The organism is Burkholderia sp. HI2761, from assembly GCF_002223355.1.
In the GTDB taxonomy this organism is placed as follows: Bacteria; Pseudomonadota; Gammaproteobacteria; order Burkholderiales; family Burkholderiaceae; genus Burkholderia.
In genome coordinates, this window is the sequence record NZ_NKFN01000004.1 from 1,252,509 (window position 1) to 1,277,193 (window position 24,685).

11 protein-coding genes are annotated in these 24,685 nt (G+C 70.5%); 9 read left to right on the top strand and 2 right to left on the bottom strand.

The genetic code is table 11. The features are described from left to right. The first annotated feature begins 225 nt into the window (after positions 1-225). The 9 genes from CFB46_RS12635 to CFB46_RS12675 all read left to right on the top strand — a co-directional run bounded on the left by CFB46_RS12635 (position 226) and on the right by CFB46_RS12675 (position 22,488). The gene (locus tag CFB46_RS12635; protein WP_089500149.1) at positions 226-9,891 is read left to right on the top strand and encodes a non-ribosomal peptide synthetase; all 9,666 of its coding nucleotides are present in this window, start codon (positions 226-228) and stop codon (positions 9,889-9,891) included. A gap of 9 nt (positions 9,892-9,900) precedes the next feature. After that, a complete protein-coding gene (locus tag CFB46_RS12640) occupies positions 9,901-14,892 on the top strand; it encodes a non-ribosomal peptide synthetase (protein ID WP_089500150.1) in 4,992 nt (1,663 codons plus the stop codon). Next, positions 14,882-15,913: a GNAT family N-acetyltransferase gene (locus CFB46_RS12645; protein ID WP_089500151.1), complete on the top strand. Its 1,032-nt coding sequence runs from the start codon at positions 14,882-14,884 to the stop codon at positions 15,911-15,913. The genes CFB46_RS12640 and CFB46_RS12645 overlap by 11 nt, the downstream gene beginning before the upstream one ends. 32 nt (positions 15,914-15,945) lie before the next feature. Further along, a complete protein-coding gene (locus CFB46_RS12650; protein ID WP_027784419.1) occupies positions 15,946-17,322 on the top strand; it encodes a lysine N(6)-hydroxylase/L-ornithine N(5)-oxygenase family protein in 1,377 nt (458 codons plus the stop codon). Positions 17,323-17,344: 22 nt separating this feature from the next. Then, positions 17,345-19,609 (top strand): TonB-dependent siderophore receptor, encoded by a 2,265-nt coding sequence (locus tag CFB46_RS12655; RefSeq protein WP_089500152.1) that lies wholly within the window; start codon positions 17,345-17,347, stop codon positions 19,607-19,609. A gap of 88 nt (positions 19,610-19,697) precedes the next feature. Further along, the gene (locus CFB46_RS12660; protein ID WP_027784421.1) at positions 19,698-20,537 is read left to right on the top strand and encodes a N(5)-hydroxyornithine transformylase PvdF; all 840 of its coding nucleotides are present in this window, start codon (positions 19,698-19,700) and stop codon (positions 20,535-20,537) included. Continuing rightward, the gene (locus CFB46_RS12665) at positions 20,537-21,553 is read left to right on the top strand and encodes a GNAT family N-acetyltransferase (protein WP_089500153.1); all 1,017 of its coding nucleotides are present in this window, start codon (positions 20,537-20,539) and stop codon (positions 21,551-21,553) included. The genes CFB46_RS12660 and CFB46_RS12665 overlap by 1 nt, the downstream gene beginning before the upstream one ends. Before the next feature lie 252 nt (positions 21,554-21,805). Continuing rightward, positions 21,806-22,069, top strand: coding sequence for a type II toxin-antitoxin system VapB family antitoxin (gene vapB, locus CFB46_RS12670; protein ID WP_051421414.1), 264 nt, complete (start codon positions 21,806-21,808; stop codon positions 22,067-22,069). Then, positions 22,066-22,488 carry a PIN domain-containing protein gene (locus CFB46_RS12675; protein ID WP_027784423.1) on the top strand — a complete coding sequence of 141 codons (423 nt, stop codon included), beginning with the start codon at positions 22,066-22,068 and terminating at the stop codon, positions 22,486-22,488. The genes vapB and CFB46_RS12675 overlap by 4 nt, the downstream gene beginning before the upstream one ends. Positions 22,489-22,530: 42 nt before the next feature. On the opposite strand, the gene CFB46_RS12680 is transcribed toward CFB46_RS12675, so the two are convergent. Both CFB46_RS12680 and CFB46_RS12685 read right to left on the bottom strand, forming a co-directional pair. After that, positions 22,531-23,436 (bottom strand): nucleotidyl transferase AbiEii/AbiGii toxin family protein, encoded by a 906-nt coding sequence (locus tag CFB46_RS12680; protein WP_089500154.1) that lies wholly within the window; start codon positions 23,434-23,436, stop codon positions 22,531-22,533. Further along, on the bottom strand, positions 23,405-24,481 hold the full coding sequence (locus CFB46_RS12685; protein ID WP_089500417.1) for a type IV toxin-antitoxin system AbiEi family antitoxin: 1,077 nt from the start codon (positions 24,479-24,481) through the stop codon (positions 23,405-23,407). Before CFB46_RS12685 ends, CFB46_RS12680 begins: the two co-directional genes overlap by 32 nt. Between the last annotated feature and the right edge of the window lie 204 nt (positions 24,482-24,685).

Below are 24,685 nucleotides of genomic sequence, written 5' to 3' on the forward strand. Positions count from 1 at the left end.
AATCTGACGCGAAAGCCGCGGGCGGAACGGGCGCCGTTGCGGCTTTCTTCCCTGATAGACGAACGGGCCGCGCAAATATTTAGCGCCATCGTCAAAAAAATCGGCCGAACGCACTTTGCGTGCAAAACGGTAAAAAATCGGCTGCGCCGTTCGTCACACCAGTGAAGCCGCCCCAAGCGGCCCCGAGACTTGGCCGAAGCGGCCGGACCGAAGGACTTCACGCACATGACGAGTTTCCCGACTGCGCTGCATCACCGAATCCGCGAACTGGCGCGCCTCGCGCCCGACGCACCCGCCATCGCGGTGCCTTTCCAGAACGACCTGCGCCTGTCGCGCGGCGCGCTCGACGCACGTGCATCGCAGCTCGCCCGGCAACTGCGCGCGGCCGGCGTCGGCGCCGAAGTGCGGGTCGGCGTGTGTGTCGAACGTTCGTGCGAACTGTTCGTCGCGCTGCTGGCCGTGCTCAAGGCGGGCGGCGTGTTCGTGCCGCTCGATCCGCGCCATCCGAGCGCACGCCTCGACTGGATCGTGCAGGACGCGCAACTGCGGCACGGCATCGTCGACGCGGCCGGCCGGGCGGCGCTCGGCACGCCGTTCGAGCACGCGTTCGATGCGACGGCCGATGCATCGGGCGTCGCGCGGGATGACGCGTTCGATGACGACGCCGTGGCCGTGCATCCGCGTTCGGCCGCGTACATGATCTATACGTCGGGCTCGACCGGCACGCCGAAGGCGGTGGTCGTCGAGCACGGGCCGCTCGCCGCGCATTGCGACGCGCTCGCGGCCGCGCTGCCGATCGAGGCGGGCGACCGTCTGCTGCATTTCGCGTCGGTCAATTTCGACGCCGCGCACGAATGCTGGCTCGCGCCGCTCGCGGTCGGCGCCGGCATCGTCGTCGCGCCGCCGCAGCCGTTCGCGCCGGACGCCGCGCATGCGCTGATGGTGCGCGAAGCGGTCAGCGTCGCGGCATTTCCGCCGGCTTACCTGCGCGAGTTCGCAGCCGTCGCCGCGCGCGACGGCGTGCCGCCGGCATTGCGCGTACTCGCGTTCGGCGGCGAAGCGCTGCCCCAGCAGGCGTTCGAATTCGTGCGGCGCACGTTCCCGGCAGTCCGCCTGATCAATGGTTACGGGCCGACCGAGGCCGTGATCTCGCCGATGCTGTGGCCGGTCGAGCCGGGCGAAACGCCGGTGCTGGCCGCGGACGACGCGTATGCATCGCTGCCGATCGGCCGCGTGATCGGCCCGCGTGTCGCCCGCATCGACGGCGCCGAAGCCGACGGGGTGGGCGAGCTGCTGCTCGGGGGCGTCTGCGTCGCCCGTGGTTATCACGGTCGCGCGGCGCTCACGGCCGAACGTTTCATTCCCGATGCGCACGGCGAACCCGGCGCGCGCGTCTATCGCACCGGCGACCTCGCACGGCTGCGCGACGACGGCGCGTTCGACTATCTCGGCCGCCTCGACGATCAGGTTCAGGTGCGCGGCGTGCGCGTGGAGCCGGCGGAAATCGCCGCATGCCTGCGCTCGCACCCGGCCGTGGCCGACGCGGCCGTGGTAGCCGACACCGCCCACGGGCCGACGCGGCTGATTGCGTGCGTCGCGCTGCGCGCGCCGGCCGACGATGCCGCATTGAAGACGCACGTGGCCGCGCAATTGCCGGCCGCGTGGCAACCGCACCGGTTCGTGCGTTGCGATGCGCTGCCGTACACGCTGAACGGCAAGCTCGACCGTACCGCGCTGCGCGAGCGGATCGCCGCCGCGCGCGACGCGACGCAAGCTGCCGGCGATGCGCCGCGCACGCCGACCGAACAGCGGATCGCGGGCCTCTGGCAGACGCTGCTGGGCCTCGACGTCACGCCGTCGCGCGACGATCGCTTCTTCGCGCTGGGCGCCGATTCGCTCGCCGCGATGCAGTTGCAGGCCGCGATCCGTGCCGCCATGCGCGTGAATCTGCGGCTCGATACGCTGTTCGCCGATCCGGTGCTCGCCGACCTGGCCGAAACGGTCGACCGTGCGGAACCCGAGACCGGCGAACCGCTGGCCGCGATTGTCGCGCGCCGTGCGCCGGCCGATGCGGCCACATCGGGTGCGCCCCATATCGACCGTGCAGCATCGCTCGCACAGCAACGCTTCTGGGTGCTCGCGCAAACGCGCGACGCAAGCGCCGCGTATCACATCGCCGCACACTGGACGATCGACGGCGTGCTCGACCGCGACGCGCTGCAGCGTGCGCTCGATCACGTGATCGGCCGTCACGAGGCATGGCGCACGACGCTCGTCGACAACGACGATGGTGTCGTGATGCAGCGGATTCATGCGCATCTGCCGGTGCCGATCGCCGCGGTCGACCTGCGCGATCAGCCGCCCGCCGCCCGCGACGCGCAAGCCGCCCGTCTCGCCGAGCGCGACGCGGCCGAGCCGTTCAACCTCGCGCGCGGCCCGCTGCTGCGCGCGACACTGATCGCGCTCGCCGACGATCGTCACCGCCTGCTGCTGACCGCGCATCACGCAATCACCGATGGCTGGAGTTCGCGCTGCGCGTTCGACGAACTGTCGGCGGCGTACCGCGCGTATGCCGAAGGCCGCGAACCGTCGCTGCCCGAATTGCCGATCCAGTACGCGGACTACGCGGACTGGCAGCGTGACGTGCTGGCCGGCGGCGAGGGCGAGCGCCAGCTCGACTACTGGCGCGGCGCGCTGCGCGACGTGCCGGGCCCGCTCGCGCTGCCGGTCGACCGCCAGCCGGGCGCAGTACGCACGCTGCAGGGCGCACGCGTGTCGGTGCGCCTGCCCGATGCGGTCGCGGCCGACGTGCGGCAACTCGCGCGCGACGCACAGGCGACCGTCTTCACGGTGCTGCTGGCCGCGCTCGACGCGTGGCTGTCGCGCCTGACCGGCGAAACGGACGTGGTCGTCGCGGTGCCGGTCGCGCATCGCCAGCGCCCCGAAACGCGCGCGTTGCTGGGTCTTTTCCTGAATACGGTCGCGCTGCGCGTACGCGTGGCGCCGACGCTGCCGTTCCGCGCGCTCGTCGACGCGGCGCGTACCGCGGCGCTCGACGCGGTCGCGCACCAGGACGTGCCGTTCGAGCGCGTCGTGGACGCGGTGAAGCCGCCCGTCAAGCGCGGCGACGAATGGCTGCGCGTGAAGTTCGCGCAGCAGTTCGACGCGCGGCACGACAGCGTGCTGCCGGGCGCCACGGCGGTCGCGACGCCGGGGCCCGATCTCGCCGCGCGCTTCGACTTCGCGCTCGATTTCACCGACGATGCGAACGGGATCGAACTGGTCGCGGCCTATGCGACCGACTGCATCGATGCCGATACCGCGCGTGCGTGGCTCGACAGCTATGCGGCGCTCGTCGGCGCGGCCGCGCGCGATCCGCGGCACACGACGGCCGCGCTGCCGTGCGACGCATCGGCTGCGTCGCGCCAGCCGCGCGACGGCCGTGCGCTGCGTATCGAGCATGCCGACATCGTCGCCGCATTTGCACGGCAGGCGGCCGCGTATCCGCATCGCGTCGCGCTTTCCGACGCATCGACTTCGCTGACGTTCGCCGAACTCGACGACGCATCGAACCGCATCGCGCGGGCGCTGGCGCAACGCGGCGTGGCCGCCGAAGCGGCGGTCGTCGTCTGCATCGAACGCTCGGCGCGTTTCGTCGTCGGCCTGCTCGGCGCGCTGAAAGCCGGCGCGCTGGCCGTGCTGCTCGACCCCGCGCAGCCGGTCGCGCGACTCGCCGCGGCGGCTGCCGACTGCGGCGCGCGCTGGGCGCTCGTCGCGGAGCCGGCCGCATGGCCGGCCGGCCTCGACGCACAGCCGCTCGACGTCGACGCGCTCGCGCAGGACGCGACGCTCGCCCATGCGGCCGGCGTGCGCGTCGCGCCGCACCCGCAACAGGGCGCGTACCTGATCTATACGTCGGGCTCGACCGGCACGCCGAAGGGCGTCGTCGTCTCGCACGGCGCGCTGGCCGACTACGTGCAGGGGATGCTCGACGAACTCGCGTTCGCGCCCGACGCATCGTTCGCGATGGTCTCGACCGTCGCGGCCGATCTCGGCCACACGACGCTGTTCGGCGCGTTGTGCGCGGGCCGCACGCTGCACCTGCTGCCGGCCGCGTGCGCATTCGATCCGGATCGGTTCGCCGACGAAATGCGCGGTCGCGACGTCGGCGTGCTGAAGATCGTGCCGAGCCACCTGCAGGCGCTGCTCGATGCGCGCGTGCCGGCCGACGTGCTGCCGCGCCACGCGCTCGTGACGGGCGGCGAAACACTCACGTGGGCCCTCATCGCACGGCTGGCCGCGCTCGCGCCGGCCTGCCGCGTGATCAACCATTACGGGCCGACCGAAGCGACGGTCGGCGCGATCGCGTGCGACACGGCGTCGATCGCCGCCGACGCGCGCGACCCCGCGAGCGGCGTGCCGCTCGGCCTGCCGCTGCCGAATGCGCGCGCGCTGGTGCTCGACGCGTTCGGCGCCTGCGTGCCGGCCGGCGCGACGGGCGAGCTGTATCTGGGCGGGCCGGGCGTCGCGCGCGGCTACCTCGGGCGTCCGGCGCAGACCGCCGAGCGCTTCGTGCCCGATCCGTTCACGCCCGGCGCACGGCTGTATCGCACGGGCGACCGCGTGCGGTTGCGCGCGGACGGCCGTCTCGCATTCCTCGGCCGGATCGACGACCAGGTGAAGATCCGCGGCTACCGCGTCGAGCCGGGCGAGGTGAGTGCGGCCGTGCGTGCGGCCGGCCCGATCGCGCAGGCCGAAACGCTCGCGATCGAGCACGATGGCCGCCTGCGGCTCGCGACGTTCGTCGTGATGCGCGACGGCACGGCATTCGACGAAGCCGCGGTGCGCGCCGCGCTCGCCGCGAAGCTGCCCGACTACATGGTGCCCGCGCAATTCGTCGCACTGGCGCGCCTGCCGGTGACGGCGAACGGCAAGATCGATCGCGCGGCATTGCGCGAATTGGCGGCCGTGCCGGTCGCGGTCGCGTCAGGCGATGCGCCGCGGGGCGCGGTCGAGACGGTCCTCGCCGACGTCTGGCAGGCCGTGCTGAAGGCGCCGAAGGTCGGCCGCGACGACAATTTCTTCGAACTCGGCGGCGATTCGATCCTCGTGCTGCAGGTGATCGCCCGTGCGCGCAAGCGCGGCGTGCGCTTCACGCCGAAGCAACTGTTCGACGGGCCGACCGTCGCCGAACTCGCACGCATCGCGAAAACGGACGACACGGCCGTCGCCGCGCAGCTTCCGGGCGCAGTCGCGCCTGCCGTTGCCGCGCCGGCTGCCACGCCGATCCTGACGCCCGCGCAACAGCGCTTCTTCGCGCTCGATATCCCGCGCCGCGGCCACTGGAACCAGTCGGTGTCGTTCGATGTGCGCGGCGCGTTCGACGCGGATGCGTTCGCACGCGCATTCGACGCGTTGCTCACACATCACGACGCATTCCGTCAGCGCTTCGTACGCGGCGCGGACGGCACGTGGCACGCGAGCGATGCGGCGAAGCCGTACGACGCGCTGCCGTTCGTCGAAGTCGCCGCACGCGACGAAGCCGACGCGCTGGCGCGCTTCGATGCGCTGCAGCGCCGTCTCGATCTCGGCAGCGGGCCGCTCGCCTGCGCGTGCGCGGCACGGTTGCCGGACGGTTCGACGCGACTTTATCTCGCGATTCACCATGCGATCGTCGACGGCGTGTCGTGGCGGATCCTGCTCGACGACCTCGACACGGCCTACCGCGCCGCATGCGAGCGCACGTCGATCCGCCTGTCGCAACCGGGCCTGCGCGCGGACGCATGGGCCGCACGGCTTGCCCGCGCCGCAACGGAGCCGGCGTCGCCGTTCGCCGCCGAAGCCGCCTACTGGGCCGGCATGGCGCACGGCAGCGACATCGTGCCCGATCACCCGGACGCAGCGGCGACGAACGCCGATGCGGCCGTCGTCGTGCAGACGATCGACGCGGCATTGACCCGCGCCGCACTGACCGACGCGCACGCGGCCTATCGCACGCAGACGATCGAGCTGCTCGGCGCGGCGCTCGCGCTGGCGCTGGCCGGCGCGCGCGGCGCCGCATCGTGCCGGGTCGAACTGGAAGGGCACGGCCGCGAAGCGCTGTTCGACGACGCGGATGCCAGCCGCACGATCGGCTGGCTGACGAGCCATTACCCGGTGACGCTGCCGGTCGAAGCGACGGTTCGCGACACGCTGTGCGCGGTCAAGGACACGCTGCGCGCGGTGCCGCACAAGGGGCTCGGCTTCGGCGTGCTCGCATGCTACGGCGATGCGGCGACGCGCGCGACGCTGGCCGCCGTGCCGCGCCCGCGCGTCACGTTCAACTATCTCGGCCAGTTCGACGCGCCGCGCGATGCAACGCTCGTCCCGCGTTTCGGCGGCACCGGCGTCGAGCGCGATCCCCAAGGCCCGCTCGGCAATACGCTCGCGATCCATGCGTACCTCGACACGGACGGCGACGGCGCGCGCACGCTGAAGGTTCACTGGGTCTACGGTGCGCCGCAATTCGAACGCGCGACGATCGACGCGTTCGCCGAACGCTTCGCGGCCGTGCTGCGCGAACTCGTCGATGCATGCGCGTCGCGCGTCGCGCATCGCGGCGCCGGCGCGACGCCGGGCGATTTCCCGCTCGCGCAGGCCGCCGGTCTCACGCAGGCCGCGATCGAACGCGCGCCGCTCGACTGGCGCACGATCGACGACGTGTATCCGCTGTCGCCGATGCAGCAGGGCATCCTGTTCCATGCGCTGTTCGCGCCCGGCCACGCGAGCTACGTGAACCAGCTCGTCGCGACCGCCACGGCGCTCGACGCCGACCGGCTCGCGGCCGCATTCGATGCGTCCGTCGCGCGTCACGACATCCTGCGCACGAGCGTGATGCCGGACGAAGCCGCGCCGCTGCAGTGCGTGCATCGTCACGCGCAAATGCGGGTCGAGCAGCTCGACTGGCGCACGCGCGGCGACACGCTCGACACCGATTTCGACGCGTGGCTCGCGGCCGACCGCGCGCGCGGCTTCGACTGGCGCGAGCCGCCGCTGATGCGGCTCACGCTGATCCGCGTGACGGACGACGCATGGCGCGTCGTATGGACGCGTCACCACGTGCTGCTCGACGGCTGGAGCACCGCGCGCCTGCTCGCCGACGTGCTGCGCGACTACCGCGACCCCGACGCCGTGTCGCCGTTCGCGAACCGTCCGGCGCTGCGCTATCGCGACTTCATCGCATGGCTCGGCACGCGCGAGCGCGACGCCGACGAGCGCTTCTGGACCGAACGCCTGGCACGACTCGACGCGCCCACGCTGATTGCCGAACGCACGGCCGACCGCGCGGACGCCGAGATGGTCACGTGGCGCGCGACGCTCGATGCCGACACGATGACACGCGTCGCCCAGACCGCCCGCGCGCTGAAACTGACCGTCAACACGCTGGTGCAGGGCGCATGGGCGCTCGCGCTGCAGCGGATGACGCACCAGCCGGCCGTCGCGTTCGGCGCAACCGTCGCGGGCCGTCCCGATGCGCTCGCGGACGTCGACTCGGTGCTCGGCCTTTTCATCAACACGCTGCCGGTGATCACCGCGCCGGCGCCGCAGCAACGGGCGGCCGACTGGCTGCAAACGCTGCAGCGCGAGAACGCGGCCGCCGCCGAACACGCACACACGCCGCTGGCCGACATCCAGCGCTGGGCGCGCGGGTCGGGCGACGCACTGTTCGATACGCTGGTCGTATTCGAGAACTATCCGGTGGACGACACCGCGCGTGATGGCGATCCGCGTGCGCTGGCGTTGAGCGACATCCGCAGCATCGAATCGACCGATTTCGCGCTGACGCTCGTGATCGAAAGCGGCGCCGAACTGACGATCGACTACGGCTACGACACCGCGCGCATCGACGCGCATCAGGTCGAGACCTGGCACCGCGCCTTCGCCTGCGCGCTTGATACGCTGGCCCGTACGCCGGACGTGCGGCTCGGCACGCTGTCGATCGCCGACGATGCGGCCCGCGATGCGCTGGTGCGCGCGCAGGACACCGCGCGTACCTGGCCGATGGAACGACGGCAGCCGCTGCACCTGCAATTCGTCGACGCGGCACACGCGACGCCCGACGCGATCGCGCTCGAATATGCGGACGCTCAAGGCCGCGTGCAGCGCGCGACCTATCGCGAACTCGACGCCGGCACGTCGCGCATCGCCGCATCGCTGCGCCGGCGCGGCGTGCAGCCCGACACGCCGGTCGCGCTGTGCGTCGAGCGCTCGTTCGACATGGTGATGGCGCTCGTCGGCGTGCTGAAGGCCGGCGCCGCGTACCTGCCGGTCGACCCCGACTATCCGGCCGAGCGCATCGCGTACCTGCTGCGCGACGCGCGGCCGGCCGTCGCCATCACGCAAGCGCATCTGCGCGAGCAGGTCGAGGCCGCGCTGGGCGACGGCGCCGAGACGCAACTGCTGACGGTGGCGGACCTGCTGGCCGACGAAGCGGGCGATATCGACGACGAAACCGCGGCGATCGACGACGCACAGCTCGCGTACCTGATCTACACGTCCGGCTCGACCGGCAAGCCGAAGGGCGCCGGCAACACGCACGGCGCGCTCGCGAACCGGATCGCGTGGATGCAGCACGCGTACCGGCTGACGCGCGACGACGTCGTGCTGCACAAGACGCCGTTCGGCTTCGACGTGTCGGTATGGGAATTCGTGTGGCCGCTCGCGACCGGTGCGAAGCTCGCGATCGCCGCGCCGGGCGACCATCGCGATCCGGCGCGTCTGGCCGCCGCCATCCACGCGCACGGCGTGACGGTGCTGCATTTCGTGCCGTCGATGCTCGCCGCGTTCGCCGCGCATCTCGACGATTTCTCGGCCGCCGCGCAATGCGACAGCGTGCGCCTGATCGTCGCGAGCGGGGAGGCGCTGGCGCCCGAACTCGTCGCGAAGATGGCCCGCCTCTTGCCGAACGCGACGCTCGTGAACCTGTACGGGCCGACCGAAGCCGCGATCGACGTGTCGCACTGGACCTGCGGCCCCGACGACGCGTACGCGGTCGCGGTGCCGATCGGCCATCCGATCGCGAACCTGCAACTGCACGTGCTCGATGCCGCGTGGCAGCCGGTGCCGGCCAGCGCGACCGGCGAACTGTATCTGGCGGGCGCGGGCCTCGCACGCGGCTATCTCGGCCGTCCGGCACTGACGGCCGAGCGCTTCGTACCCGATCCGTTCGTGCCGGGCGCACGCATGTACCGCACCGGCGACCTCGCGCGCCGCCGGGCGGACGGCGCGCTCGACTACCTCGGCCGGGTCGACACGCAGGTGAAGCTGCGCGGCCAGCGAATCGAGCCGGGCGAGATCGAGGCGCTGCTGCGCGCGGCGCCGGGCGTCAACGATGCGGTCGTGATCGTGCGCGACGAGCAACTGGTCGGCTATGTCGCCCGAGGCGACGCAGGCCCGCTCGACCGCGCGGCGCTGCTCGACGCACTGCATGCGCAGCTGCCGGCGTACATGGTGCCGTCGCAGCTGATCGAACTCGATGCATTGCCCGTCACGCCGAACGGCAAGTGCGACCGCCATGCGCTGCCCGCGCCGGTGCGCGAAGCGACCGAAGCCGTCGAACTCGCGACCGATACCGAGCGGGCGCTCGCCGAAATCTGGCAGCGCGTGCTGCACGTGGACGCGATCGGCCGCGACGGCGATTTTTTCCTGCTCGGCGGCCACTCGCTGCTCGCGACGCAGGCCCACGCGCAGGCCAATCTGCACTGGGGGCTCGCGCTGCCGCTGCGCACGCTGTTCGACACGCGCACGCTGGCGCGCTGCGCGCAAGCGATCGACGCGGCCTGCGCGGCACGCGGCGCGACCGATGCGGCGAGCGCGATCGACGCGCTGCTCGGCGAACTGGAAACCCAATAAGGACGACGGATGACGAAGGTTCAACCCGACTGGCTCGCGCTCGCGACGCGTTTCGCGCAACTGCCCGACGCGCAGCGCGCGGTCTTCATCGACAAGCTCGGCGCGGCCGGCATCGACTTCCGCGTGCTGCCGATCCCGCCGCGCACGGCACGCGGCGACCGCGTGCCGGCGTCGTTCGCGCAGACGCGGCTGTGGCTACACGCGCGGCTGATCGATACGCCCGACGCGTATCACATCACCGAGCGCCTGGCGCTGACGGGACCGCTCGACGCGCATGCGCTGCGCCTTGCATGCGATGCGCTGATCGCGCGCCACGAAGCGCTGCGCACGACCTTCGACGAAACGCAGGACGGCGTCGCGCAGACGATCCACGCGCCGGCGCGCTGCCCGTGGCGCGAAACCGATCTCGACGCATTGCCGGATGCGCAGCGCGTGTCGCGCGCGGAAGCGGTCGCAACGGCCGACGAAGCCGAACCGTTCGATCTCGGCACGGCGCCGCTCGTGCGCGCGCATCTGATTCGCTTCGACGCGACGCATCACTGGCTCGCACTGACCGTGCATCACATCGTGTCGGACGGCTGGTCGTCGGGCGTGATGCTGTCCGAACTCGCGGCGTTCTATCGCGCGTATGCGTCGGGCGAGCCGGTGCCGCTCGCGCCGCTGCCGATCCAGTACGCCGACTACGCGCTGTGGCAGCGCCGCTGGCTCGACGCCGGCGAGCGCGACCGTCAGCTCGCGTTCTGGCGCGAGCGGCTCGATCCGCAGCGCGGCGTGCTGACGCTGCCTGGCGCGACCGCACGGCCGGCGCGGCGCAGTGCGCGCGGCGCGCGTCATGTGTTTTCGCTCGACGCGCGCCTCGGTGCGCAGTTGCGCGCATTCGCGGCCGCGTCCGGCGCGACGCCGTTCGCGGTGCTGCTCGCCGCACTCGACGCGCTGCTGGCGCGCGCGACCGGCGACGCACGGATCTGCGTCGGCGTGCCGGCCGCGAACCGCGAGCGCGCGGAAGTCGCCGGCCTGATCGGCTTCTTCGTCAACACGCTGGCGATCGACGTCGACGTGCCCGCGCACGGCGATTTCTCGTCGCTGGTCGCGCGTACGCAGCGCGCGCTCGTCGACGCCCAGATGCACCAGGACGTGCCGTTCGAGCAGGTGGTCGATGCCCTCGGCGTGCCGCGCAGCGCCAGCCACCATCCGCTGTTCCAGGTGATGGCCGCGTACGGCGAACGCCGCGCGCTGCCGGCACTCGGCGCGGCGTCGGCCGTGTTGCTGCCGTCGGGCACGCCGTCCGCGAAATTCGACCTGACGCTGTCCGTCGAAGCGACACCGGACGGCACCTTCCACGCCGCCTTCATCTACGCGCTCGACCTGTTCGACGCGGATGCGATCGCCCGGCTGGCCGCGCGCTTCGTCACGCTGCTGACCGATGCGCTCGCGCGCCCGGATCAGCCGATCGGCGATCTCGACTGGCTGCCTGCCGACGAGCGCGCACAGCTCTTCGCGTGGAACGCGCCGGCCGGCGCGAGCGTTGCCGAGCCGTTCGTTCCGGTGCATGCGCGCATCGCGGCGCATGCACGCGCGCGGCCCGATGCACGCGGCGTCGCCGATATCGATCGCGCATTGACGCGCGGCGAAGTCGATGCACGCGCGGCGCGCCTGGCGCGCCATCTGGTGGCGGCCGGCGTGCGCCCCGAGATGCGTGTGGGCGTCGCGCTGCAGCGCTCGGTCGACCTGCTCGTCGCGCTGATCGCGGTGCTGAAGTCGGGCGCCGCGTTCGTGCCGCTCGACCCGGCTCATCCGCGCGAACGGCTCGCGCAGATCGTCGGCGACGCGAACATCGTGCACGTCCTGACCGACGCCGCGAGCGCCGCGTCGCTGCCCGAGCTGCCGGAACTGCGCGTGTGGCGCGCCGACGAAATCGATGCACTCGCCGAAGCCGCGGGTGTCGCGCTGCCCGACGTGTTGCCGGGCCATGCAGCCTACGCGATCTATACGTCGGGCTCGACCGGCAAACCGAAAGGCGTGATCGTCGACCATGCGTCGTTCGCGCTGCATTGCGCGGCGATCGCCGAGCGTTATGGCGCGGGCGAGAACGACGTGTTCCTGCTGTTTCAGTCGGTCAATTTCGACGGCGCGCACGAGGGCTGGTTTTCGCAATACATGTCGGGCGCCGCCGTGTCGGTGACGGCCGACGTACTGTGGCCGCCCGCGCAGACCTGCGCGATGATGATCCGCGACGGCGTGACGATGACCTACGTGCCGCCCGGCTGCGCGGCACAGCTCGCCGAATGGGCGCTCGCGCACGGCGCGCCGCCGACGCTGCGTTCGCTGACCGTCGGCGGCGAGGCGACGTCGCGCGAGGCGTTCGCGATGTTGCGCCGTGCGCTGCCGAACGTGCGCGTGGTCAACGGCTACGGCCCGACCGAAACGGTCATCACGCCGACGCTGTGGATGTTCCGTCCCGGCGACGATCTCGCGAAGCTCGGCGACGCCGCGTATCTGCCGATCGGCACGCTGGTCGGCGCGCGCACCGCACACGTGCTCGACGTGCGGCTGCATCCGCTGCCGGTCGGCGTGATCGGCGAACTGTATCTGGGTGGCGAGGGGATCGGCGTCGCACGCGGCTACCTCGACCGCCCGGCGCTGACGGCCGAGCGCTTCGTACCCGATCCGTACGGCGCGCCGGGCGCGCGACTGTACCGTACCGGCGACCTCGTGCGGCGTCGCGCGGACGGCGTATTCGATTTCATCGGCCGCGTCGATCACCAGGTGAAGCTGCGCGGCCTGCGCATCGAACTCGGCGAAATCGAAGCGCAGCTCGCCGCGCACGACGCGGTACGCGAAGCATGCGCGGTCGTGCACGGGCAGGGCGCGCTCGCGCAGCTCGTCGCGTACGTCGAACTGACCGCGGAGGCGCAGGCAGCCGCGCGGCCGGTCGAAGCCGCGACGCTCGACGCGCACCTGCGCCGCACGCTGCCCGACTACATGGTGCCCGCGCAACTGATCGTGCTCGACGCGCTGCCGCGCAACGCGAACAGCAAGGTCGACCGCGCGCGGCTGCCGGCGCCCGTGCGTGTCGAACGGGCATACGAGGCGCCGCACGACGGTGACGAAGCCGCGCTCGCGGCGATCTGGTGCGACGTGCTGAATCTCGAGCGCGTCGGCCGTGGCGATCACTTCTTCGATCTCGGCGGCCATTCGCTCGCCGCCGTGCGCGTCGCGACGCGGGTGGCCGAGCGGCTCGGCCGCGACGTGCCGGTGCGCGCGCTGTTCGAGGCGCCGGTGCTCGCGCAGTACGCACTGCAGGTGGCCGACGCGCCACGTGCGGCACATGCCGGTGCCGCGGCACCGGGCGTCGCGGTCGCCAAACCCGATGCGCACGGCGTGTGGCCGCTGTCGCCCGCGCAACTCGGCCTGTGGTTCCTGTGGCGCGCGCAGCCGGACAGCGCCGCATACAACATTCCGGTCGCGCTGCGCGTGCGCGGTCCGCTCGACGTCGATGCGCTACGCGCGGCGTTCTCGGATGCGGCGGCCGTGCATCCGGCGCTGCGCGCGCGGCTCGTCGCTCGCGACGGTAAGCTGCCGGGCCAGCGGATCAAGGCAGACATCGCCGTCGATCTGCCGATGATCGACTTGTCGGCCCAAGCCGATGCGCTGGCCCGCGCGGCCGCGCTGACCGACGCGGATGCGCTCGCGCCGTTCGATCTCGCGGCCGACGCGCCGCTGTGGCGTGCCCGCGTGTTGCGGCTCGGTGCGGACGATCACGTGCTGTCGGTGACGATTCACCACATCGTGTCGGATGGCGAATCGATCGAGCTGTGGCTCGACGCGGTGCGCGCCCGCTACGTCGCCCGCGTGCGCGGCGACGTAGCACCGGTCGACGAAGCCGCTCAACTGGCCGTGCCGCTCGTGCTGCCCGCGCCGTGCCATCCGGCCCGCGTTGCATACTGGCGTGACGCACTGGCCGATCTGCCGTCGCGCGTGCTGCCGCAGCGCGCGGACGCGCCGGCCGTGCCGCAATGGCGCGCGGCCCGCATCGCGTTCGAATTCGATGCGCAACTGATTCGCGCCGCACGCGACACCGCGTCGGCCGCGCATGCCACGCTGCCGATGCTGCTGCACGCGGCGCTCAACACCGCGCTGTTCCGCGCGACGGGCGCGGCCGACCAGCCGGTCGGCGTGCTTGCATCGACGCGCGAGCTTACGGGCGACGCGGCCCGCGCGGCGCTCGGCCTGTTCATCAACTCGGTCGTCGTGCGTACGCGGATCGACCCGGCCGCGCGTCGCGCGGACGTGCTCGCGCAAGTGCGCGACACGGCGCTCGCCGCGTATGCGCATGCCGACGTGCCGTTCGCCGACGTCGTGGCCGCGTTGCGCGCGCCGCGTGCCGCGCAGGCCAATCCGCTGTTCCAGGTGATGTTCAACTACCTGCGCCCGACCGGTGCGGCCGCGCGCGACTGGGCCGGCCTGTCGCTGGCCGAATTCGACGACGTGCGCCATCGCGTCGTGTTCACGCTGGAGCTGGACGTCGTCGAGCATCCGGACGGCCGCGTGAGCGCCGCGTTCTCGTATGCGGACGAACTGCTCGCGCGCGATTTCGTCGACGTACTCGTCGATCTGTATCACGACGAAGTCGCGCGTTTCGCCGGTGCGTCGGAAGCCGCGCTCGGCGCGCCCGATGCGCGCGCCGACACGCACGCTGCGTTCAACGCACGCGCCAACGGCGCAACACGGCCCCACGCAATGCCGTCGCATGCCGCCGCCGTGCTCGCCGCGCTGTGGTCGGACACGTTCGCGACGGCCGCTCCCGAGCCCGATACGGACCTGTTCGAAGCCGGTGCGACGTCGTTCGACGTCGTGCGCTTCGTCGACGCCGCAAGCCGTTCCGGTCACGCGCTGACGGTCGCCGACGTGTTCGCGGCGCCGACGCTCGCGGCGCTCGGCGCGCGGCTCGATGTGCAAGCGAAAACGAAAGCGGGACAGGAGGCGCGCCATGCTGGCTGAGGTGCGTCCGGACGGATTCACGATGCTCGATACCTACCGCCTCGCGTTCGCGGACGGCCTGTTCGCCGTGCGCGACGGCGCGCAGATCCGCGTCGCGCAGGGCGACGGGATCGGCGCGCAGTTGCTGCGCGCGCAACTCGCGGACGACGGCGCGCTGCGCCTCGTCGCCTACAACCATCGCGCGGCGCCGGCCGACCAGCGGCGGGCGCTGCTGGCCGCACTGGCCGCGGCGTTTTCGGACAGCGCGCGCCACGCGGCGATCCGGCTCGACCCGGCCGCGTGGCCGGCGGTCGCGCTCGACGCGTTGCGCGCGAGCGGCGTCCTCGCCGACGGCGGCCGCTGCGTGCGCGACGGCTGGGCGCAACAGGCCGATCTGTGGCTCATCGGCGCGCCTCTGCCGTGCGCGACGCTGCCGACGGTCACCGACGGCCGACGTCATCCGCGCCGGCCGCCCGCACCGCGCGGCGACGTCTACGCGCGCGACCTGCCGGCGCTCGGCGTGCGCTTCACGCTGCGCGGCTGGCAGCCGGCGGAGGACGCCGAGCGGCTCGCGCGCTGGTTCGACGAGCCGCGTGTACGCGACGGCTGGCCGGCCGCACGGCCCGCGCAATGCGGCGCGCAAGGCCCGCAGGAAGCCGATCCGCACGTCACGCCGCTCGTCGGCTGTTTCGACGGCGAGCCGTTCGCGTATTTCGAAGCGTTCTGGCTGAAAGAGGACGCGCTCGCGCCGCACGTCGCTGCGTGCGACTACGACCGCGGGCTGCGGATGCTGGTCGGCGAGTCGCGCTGGCGCGGCCCGCACCGCGTGGCCGGCTGGCTGCCGTCCGTCGTGCATTACCTGTTTCTCGACGACCTGCGTACCGAAGCGGTCGGCTGTGCCGTTCCGGCCGGCCACACGCGGGTTGCCGACCATCTCGCGCGGCACGGCTTCGCGCGGCAGCGCCGCCTCGCGCTGGCCGATGCGCAGCCGCTGTGGATGCGCACGCTGCGCGAGACGTTCTTCTCCGGTCGTCACGTCTGACGGGCCGGATTCATCGACAAGGGAGCTGAGACATGCAGAGAGAAACCGTATTCGACCTGATCGGCGTGGGCTTCGGGCCGTCGAATCTGGCGCTGGCCGTGCGCCTCGCGGAGCGCGGCGGTGCGCACACGCTGGCCCATTGCTTCGTCGAGCGCCAGCCGGAGTTCGGCTGGCATCGCGGGATGCTGCTCGACGACTGCCGGATGCAGATCTCGTTTCTGAAGGATCTCGTCACGATGCGCGATCCGAAAAGCCGCTACACGTTCATCAACTACCTGTTCGAACGCGGCCGGCTGAACGAATTCGTCAACCTGAAGAACTTCTATCCGACCCGCGTCGAATTCCACGACTACCTGAGCTGGGTTGCCGAGGCGTTCGACGATCGCGTCCATTACAGCGAGACCGTGCTGGGAATCGAGCCCGTGCGCGGCGATGGCGCGAGAATCGACGCACTGCGCGTGCTGTCGCGCGACGCGGCCGGCCACGAGCGCCAGCGCGTCACGCGGGCGCTGTCGGTCGGCGTCGGCGGCACGCCGGCGATTCCGGATGCGTTCGCCGCGCTCGGCCGCGACCGCGTGATTCATTCGTCGTCTTACCTGACCGATATCGACCGGCTCGTCGCATCGCCCGACGGCGAGCGCCGCCGCGTCGCGGTGATCGGGGCGGGGCAGAGCGCGGCCGAGGTGTTCATCGACCTCGCGCGCCGCTTCCCGCACGTCGACGCGAGCCTCGTGATGCGCGCGGGCGCCCTGAAGCCGGCCGATGACAGCCCGTTCGTCAACGAAATCTTCAGCCCCGAATTCACCGACGTCGTCTATGCGCAGCCGCACGACGCGCGCCGCGCGCTGCTCGAGCGTTATCGCGACACGAACTACGCGGTGGTCGACCGGCCGCTGATCGAGCAGATCTACGAAATGCTGTACCTGCAGCGCATCGACGGTACGCCGCGTCATGCGCTGCTCGCGAACAGCGCGATCGAGGCCGCGGTGCGCACCGCCGACGGCCGCATCGAGTTGACGTTGCGCGACCGGTTGAGCGGCGCCACGCGCGTCGAGCGCTTCGACGCGCTCGTGCTCGCGACCGGCTACCGCCGCGACACGCATTCGGCGCTGCTCGAAGGCCTCGCGCCGCATCTGGGCGATGCGCTCACGCGCGGCGACGTGACGCGCGACTACCTGCTCGCGACGCCCGAGCACTTCGCGCCGCGCATCTATCTGCAAGGCTGCTGCGAAGACAGCCACGGCCTGTCCGACACGCTGCTGTCGGTACTGGCGCGCCGCGCGGACGAAATCTGCGCGTCGCTCGAAGACGGGATCGCGCCCGCGCATGACGAAGGCGCGGCCCGTGCAACGCATGAAAAACGACCGAACAACGGGGTGAGCGCGGGCCGGATGGCTTTCGCTCTTTGACAAAGGCGCGGTCGGAGACCGCATGAAAAAAGTGGAGCAGAAGAAGATGGAGTGGGCAACAGGCACGCGTTTGCGTGCGATCGCAGCCGCGGCAAGCGTGGCGTTCGGTACGGCGGCGGCAGGGCACGCTTACGCCCAGACGGCGCCGGCCGTGAACGCAGGCGCCGCCGCGCCGGCCAGCAGTGCGCAAGACGGTGCGACGGCGAATACGTCGACCGGCGCGCAAAACGGCACGCTGCCGGCGATCACCGTCAACGCGGCCTCGGCAGGAGACGGCACGGTCGGGCTCGTCGCGAAGCGCAGCACGACCGGCACCAAGACCGATACGCCGCTCAACGAGATCCCGCAGACGATCAACGTCGTCACCGCGCAGCAGATCGAGATGACAGGCGCCACCGACGTGAACGCGGCGCTGCGCTACGTGCCGGGCTTCTCGTCGTACGGGTCGGACAACCGCTCCGACTGGTACGCGGCGCTGCGCGGCTTCACGCCGACCGCCTACGTGAACGGGCTGCAGGTGCCGAACACGATCAACCTCGCGAGCTGGCGCGTCGATCCGTACATGATCGACAGCATCAGCGTGCTGCGCGGGCCGACCTCGGTGCTGTACGGCGCGGGCGATCCGGGCGCGATCATCGACGTGCACACCAAGCTCGCCGACGGCGAGCGCGTGCGCGAAGCCGGTGTGCAGATCGGCAACTATGCGCGCAAGCAGTTCATGATCGACGTCGGCGACAAGCTCGATCCGGACGGCAAGTATGCGTACCGGTTCGTCGGCGTCGCGCGCGACGGCAACGCACTGACCGGCCCGAACAACGACCAGCGCGTCGCGCTCGCGCCGTCGTTCCGCTGGCGCCCGGACGCGGATACGTCGCTGACGCTGTCCGCGACGTACCTGCAGGACTGGGGCGACATCTCGTCGAACTTCCTGCCCGCGCAGGGCACCGTGCTGCCGAACCCCAACGGCCAGATCAACAAGGACATCTACGAAGGCGACGGCGACTTCAACTACTACCGCAAGAAGCAGTGGTCGGTCGGTTACCAGTTCGAGCGCAACCTGACGCCGGCCTGGACGTTCCGTCAGAACACGCGCCTGATGCATCTGTCGCTCGACAACGGTTCGGTGTTCGGCAACGGCTTCGTCGACGGCAGCACGACCGACGTGTCGCGCTGGGCCGGCGTGTTCCAGATGAACTACAGCCGCTTCGACATCGACAACAACCTCGAGGGCCGCTTCGCGACGGGCCCGCTGCAGCACACGCTGCTGCTCGGCTTCCAGTACAACCGCCAGACCGCGACCGACAGCGAGTGGCTGGCCGCCGCGCCGACGCTGAACCTCTACAACCCGGTGTACACGCCCGTCACGACGGCGGTGTTCACGCCCGACTCGACGTTCCGCACCAACACGTACACGGCGATGAACACGTTCGGCCTGTACGCGCAGGACCAGATCAAGTGGAACCGCTGGACGCTGACGCTCGGCGGCCGCGAGGACTGGGTCAACATGCGGATGGACGACCGCGCGGCCGGTACGTCGACGAAGGCGGACGTCACGGCGTTCACCGGCCGTGTCGGCCTCACGTATCAGGGCGATTACGGGCTGTCGCCGTACCTCAGCTATGCAACGTCGTTCAATCCGCTGATCGGCGTGAACCTGCTCGGCGGCGGACTGCCGCAGCCGACGCGCGGCAAACAGATCGAGGCCGGCCTGCGCTGGCAGCCGCCCGGCAAGAACCTGATGCTGAACGCGGCGATCTACCAGATCAACCAGACCAACGGGATCACGCCGGCGCTGCCGAGCCAGGACCCGGGCGGGACGAAGTCGGTGCAGACGGGCGAGGTGCGTTCGCGCGGGATCGAACTGAGCGCGACCGGCAAGGTCACGCCGAACCTGTCGGTGATCGCGTCGTATGTCTACCAGGATGTGAAGGTCATCAAGGCGAACGACAGCACGCTGAACAACTGGCCGGTCGACATTCCGCGTCCGCGCCAGATGGCGTCACTGTGGACCGACTGGACGTGGCACACGGGGCCGCTCGCCGGCTTCGGCCTCGGTGGCGGTATTCGTTACCAGAGCGCGTCGGCCGGTGCGGCCGACAACTCGCTCACGGTATCGAGCGTCACGCTGTTCGACGCGGGCCTGCATTACGACACGCGCAACTGGCGCTTCGCCGTGAACGGGACGAACCTGTTCAACCGCCATTACATCAGCGGTTGCCAGTCGATGAACGTCTGCATTTTCGGGACCGACCGCACGGTGATCGCGACCGCGAAATACAACTGGTGACGTCGCGCGCCGCGGCGCGCCGGCCGGCCTTCGTGGCCGGCGCGGGCCGGCCGCGGCGCCTTCGTCCGCTTTTTTCCACGACGCATCCATGCCGAAGAAAAATCTCGTCTACATCCAGTCGCTGCGCAACGGCGCGGCCGATCGTGCCGGCCAGCCGGTCGCTTATCGCGGCGGCACGCGCTACATGAAGGCGCCGCTCGAATTCCTCGTCGAGCGCCTGAACGATTCGCCGCTCGGCGAACGCTACACGCTCCAGGGCGTGATCGTCGACGACGACGACGGGTCGCCGGCCGACCGCGCGAAAGTGGCCGATTACGGGTTCGCGCGCACGCCGGGCCGCCCGTGGATTCTGCCGGAAGGCTTGACGGTGCAAGGCCGCCCCGTCGACGAACTGTTCTGCACGATTGCGTCGACGTACCGGCGGCTGCCGCGCGATGCACGTGAGCGCGTGGCCGGCAAACAGGCATTCGAGCGCCGCCTGCTCGAGCGCCTGCTCGAACTCGACGCCGACATCGTCGTGCTCGACGGGCTGCTCGTGATCCTCGACGAACTCGTGCGGCCGGGCGCGCGCTTTCACCGGCGCATCGCGAACATCCATCCGGGCATCACGGCCGACGATTCGCCGTACCAGCGGCGCGGCGCGTGGGCGACGCTCGACGCGCTGCACGGCGCACGTGGCGAACGGGTCGACTGGGCCACCGGCGCGACGTCGTCCGTCGAGCCCGTGACGATGACGGGCGCGTCGTTCCACTACGTCGACAACGGTATCGATTCCGGCGAGGTGATCTGCGACGTGCTCGACACGCCGATCGCGCCGGACGACACGATTCTCGAACTGCGCTGGAACAACTTCCAGCGCAGCCTGTTTCCGGCGCTCGAACGCGGGCTGCACGTGCTCGCCGATCGCCACGACGCGGGAGCACTGTGATGCAAGACACGCTGACGAAACCGGCCGGCGCAGCCGACGCCGTCGAAGGTGAAGTGGCCGCGGCGCTCGACGGCGCCGCACATGACCAGGCGACGCAGGTTGCGGAGCACACGCTCGACGCATGGCGCCCCGACGACTCGCCGGACGGGCTGCTCGCGGCGTTCGTCCCGTTGTTCAACACCGACACGCGGTACGATGCGGCAACGATCTCGGTGCCGCTCGGTGGCGCCAGTGCGGCGGCCGTCGCGTCATACGTGGCGCGAGCGGTGCGCGAAGGCGTGATCGACGGCGCGCAGGTCGCGGGCGACACGCTGCGGCTCACCGTGTCGCGCACGACGTTCTGGCAGAATCCGCGGCCGTGGCTGAAGGCGCCTGCGTCGGGCGGGATGCCGCTGCGCTACGCGATCACGAACGGCCACCGGCATCCGGTGCGGCCGCCGTCGCCGGCCGGCGAGATTTACGCCCGCGCCATGCCGCAGGTCGGCATGACGTTCAGCCTGCGCACCGTCGACGTCGACGCACACGCGGACCTGTTCAGCCACTGGATGAACCTCGACCGTGTCGCGCATTTCTGGGACCAGCGCGGCACGCGCGACGAGCATGCGGCGTATCTCGCCGAACGGCTGGCCGATCCGCACATGCACCCGACAATCGGCTATTTCGACGACACGCCGTTCGGCTATTTCGAGTTCTACTGGGCGAAGGAGGACCGCCTCGCGCCGTTCTACGATGCGCACGACTACGATCGCGGGCTGCACCTGCTGATCGGCGACTCGCGTTTCCAGAGCGCCGGCAAGCTGCATGCGTGGTGGAGCGGGGTGCTGCACTACATGTTCGTCGACGAACCGCGCACGCAGCGGCTCGTCGGCGAGCCGCGCGTCGACCACGTGCGGCATATCGCGTACATGCATCGGCTCGGGTTCTACACGCTGAAGGAGTTCGATTTCCCGCACAAGCGGGCGGCGCTCACCGTGATCGAGCGCGACACGTTCTTTGACACTTTCCGGTTGCCATGACGGAGGCGCGGCGCGCAGCGTCGGTGCGACGGTGTGCGCGGCCTTGCGATGCACATGCATTGGCCGTCCGGTATATGGACGGCGCGGCCTGCGTCATGAAGAATGGATCGCTCCTCTCATCGACGACAGGTGGGCAGCATGAATCAGACATCCTCGGCAACGTGGGACGCAGCGGCAGATTCGCATTCCGCCAAATTGACATATGCCAGCATATGTCTACAATGGGCGCATCGTACTCCCATGGAGTGGCTCATGCGCACCGTTTCCATTTTCAAGAACGCCCGTAACCAGGCAATCCGCATCCCGAAGGACATGGAGTTCGAGGGCGTCACGGAACTCGAGATCCGCCGCGAGGGCGATACGCTGCTGTTGCGGCCGGTACGTCCCACGTGGCTGTCGTTCGCGAACGAACCGCTGGCCGATGCCGATTTTCTTGCCGAACGCCCGGCCGTCATCGAATCCGGTCGCTTCGACCTGTCCGGCGACGCCGATGCGCCGACGGAGTCCAGCCGGTGACCACGCTCTACATGCTCGATACGAACATCTGTTCGTTCATCATGCGCGAGCGGCCGCCCGTGGTGCTGTCGCGGTTGCAGTCGTGCGTCAATGCACAGCACCGGATCGTCGTGTCGGCCGTGACCTATGCCGAAATGCGGTTCGGTGCGGTCGGCAGAAAGGCATCACCGAAGCATGCGGAACTCGTGACGAGCTTTGTCGCGCGGCTGGACGGCGTGTTGTCGTGGGATACCGCGGCGATCGATGCGACGACCGCGATTCGCGCCGACCTTGCCGCACGTGGCACGCCGATCGGCGCGAACGATGCATCGATCGCCGGCCACGCGATTGCAGCCGGTGCGGTGCTCGTCACAAACAATAGTCGCGAATTCAGTCGTGTCGCGGGGTTGCCGCTCGAAGACTGGGCGGCGTCGGCCTGACGCAGCGAATGCACGATGGTATTGCTGTCGCGCGGCAGCATGTCATGCCCGACTAACGGGCGGATCCGCGAGGAAGCCACCGCGGAACGCATCGAGATACCGGTCGGCGTCGTCATTGAATTCACCCGGCAACAGCGCGAACGCGCGGGCCTGCAAGTCCTGCCCGAGCGTCGCGTAAGTCGCCTCGTCGGACAACAGCGCGCGGACCGCATCGTGCGTGTGCGGCGACGCGGCTCGCTTCGCATCGCGCGCGAGCAGCGCCGCTGCCGCCAGCTCCGGCTGAAAGCCATATCGTTCGAGCAGGTCGGGCGCGACGTCCCAGATGCGTTCGCGATTGCCCGCATCGTGAAAATGCGTGAGCAGGAACAGCAGGTCGTACGCGTCGCTGTTCTGGCGGGCGCGCCGGTCCTTCCACGCGAGCAGCTTCAGCAGCGCGAGCGCCGGCAGGCTCGCCACCGGCACCGTGATGCCGGCGCCGATCGACACGGTCAGCGCGGTATCGACCGCCTCCTGAAAACCCAGCACGTTCAGCACGAAGTCGCCGCCGGGCGGCCATGCGATTTCGCCGGGCGGCGCTTCGAGCGGCCCGAACGGCACCAGGTCGAGTTCCGTGCGAAACCCCTGCGTACCGCTGTCGAACAGCAGTTTTTGCTGATGCTTCGGCGCGCGGGCGAATCGTCCGGTCGCGATGAGCGCATCGACGAGCCGTGCATGGAACGGCCAGCTGATCGCGCACACCGCGACGTCGACGTCCCGCGTCGCACGCACCGGCCGGATGCCGTGGACATGCCACATCAGGATGTCGCGTGCGGTCGCGCCGGCCACGACGAATGCCGCGTCCAGTTGCGCGCAGGCCGCGCCGACCGACTGCAGCAGCGCCACGGCCGCCGGCTCGAGCGGCCGGCTCGCATCGATTTCAAGCGGGCGGGTGGGCGAGGTATCGGTCATGGATGTGTTCGGCGGCGGCAAGATTGCGGCTGTCTCCGGACGAGACGAGGTCCGCATAGATCAGGAGCGGCGGCACGAGCGGCACATCTTGCTCGCGCCAGTCGAGCGCCGGCGAGCGCGGCCAGAACGCTTCGAGAATTTCGACGTCTCCGCGCGCGTCGGGACGCAGGCGGCCCTGCAGCAGCAGGCGGTTCGGCACGGCGCCATGCGTATAGACGGTGATCGCGGCCGGCTTCAGATCGTGCGTCAGCAGATCGGCCGCCGGCTCGCCGCCGAGTTGCGCATCGAAAGCCGCGAAATCGAAGCCGCGCCACCAGTCGGGCGCGAGGCCGGCAAACCGGCGACTCGACAGCTTCGCGCGCAAGCGGCTCGGGTACAGCGCGACCCATTCCTGTACGAAGCGCGGCCAGTCGGGAATCAGGCGCTCGCCGTTGCGGCGTTGCCCGACGAGGCCGCGCGCGATCAGATCGTCCATCGCGAGATTGACCGTGCCGAGCGCGACGCCCGACGCGGCCGCAATCCCCCGATACGGCTGCGCAACGAGGCCCGGCTGCGTCGCAAGCGCGAACATCATGGCGAGCCCCTTCGGCGTCGTCGCGCGTGACGCCTGCCGGCGCGGCGCGCGGGCAGGTTTCGGCCGGCCCGCGATCATGACGGTCGCTTCCGGCTGGATCAGGCATACGTTGCCGGCGGTGTCGAGAAACGGGATACCCTGGTCGATCAGGCCGGCGGCCAGTTCGGCGGAAAGGTAGGGCGCGACCAGCATCAGCGGCCGCTCGCCGGAGGCGTGTGCGGTCCCGCCGCCGCGGCGACGCAGTTCCGCGAGCGCGTCCGCCAGCGATTCGACACGAAGGCTCACGGCGACCGGCATCTCCACGACCTGTCCTGCCACGTCGAAGCGGATCATCGCGTCGGCGCGCGCGCGGTATGGCGCCGGCACGCGCACGGGCCGCGCACTGAAGCGCCGGGTTACGCGGCCGAGCGCGGCGCACGCTTCGTCGAGCACCTGCTGTTCCGACATCGGGAGAGTGGTATTCCTGGGCATCGACGAGGATCGCTTGTTCACTTTTTTATCAGCGTACACAAAAAATGTACAAGCGTCAAAGAGTGAACACAATCTCATAAGCCACTGAGGAAAAGGCAGTATTTCCGGTACACGAACGACCACGACCACGCACTCCCGCACGAAAAATCTCGGTGAACGCACAGTTTCGCGCGCCCGGATCGTCCGCGGCACTCGTCCGGACGG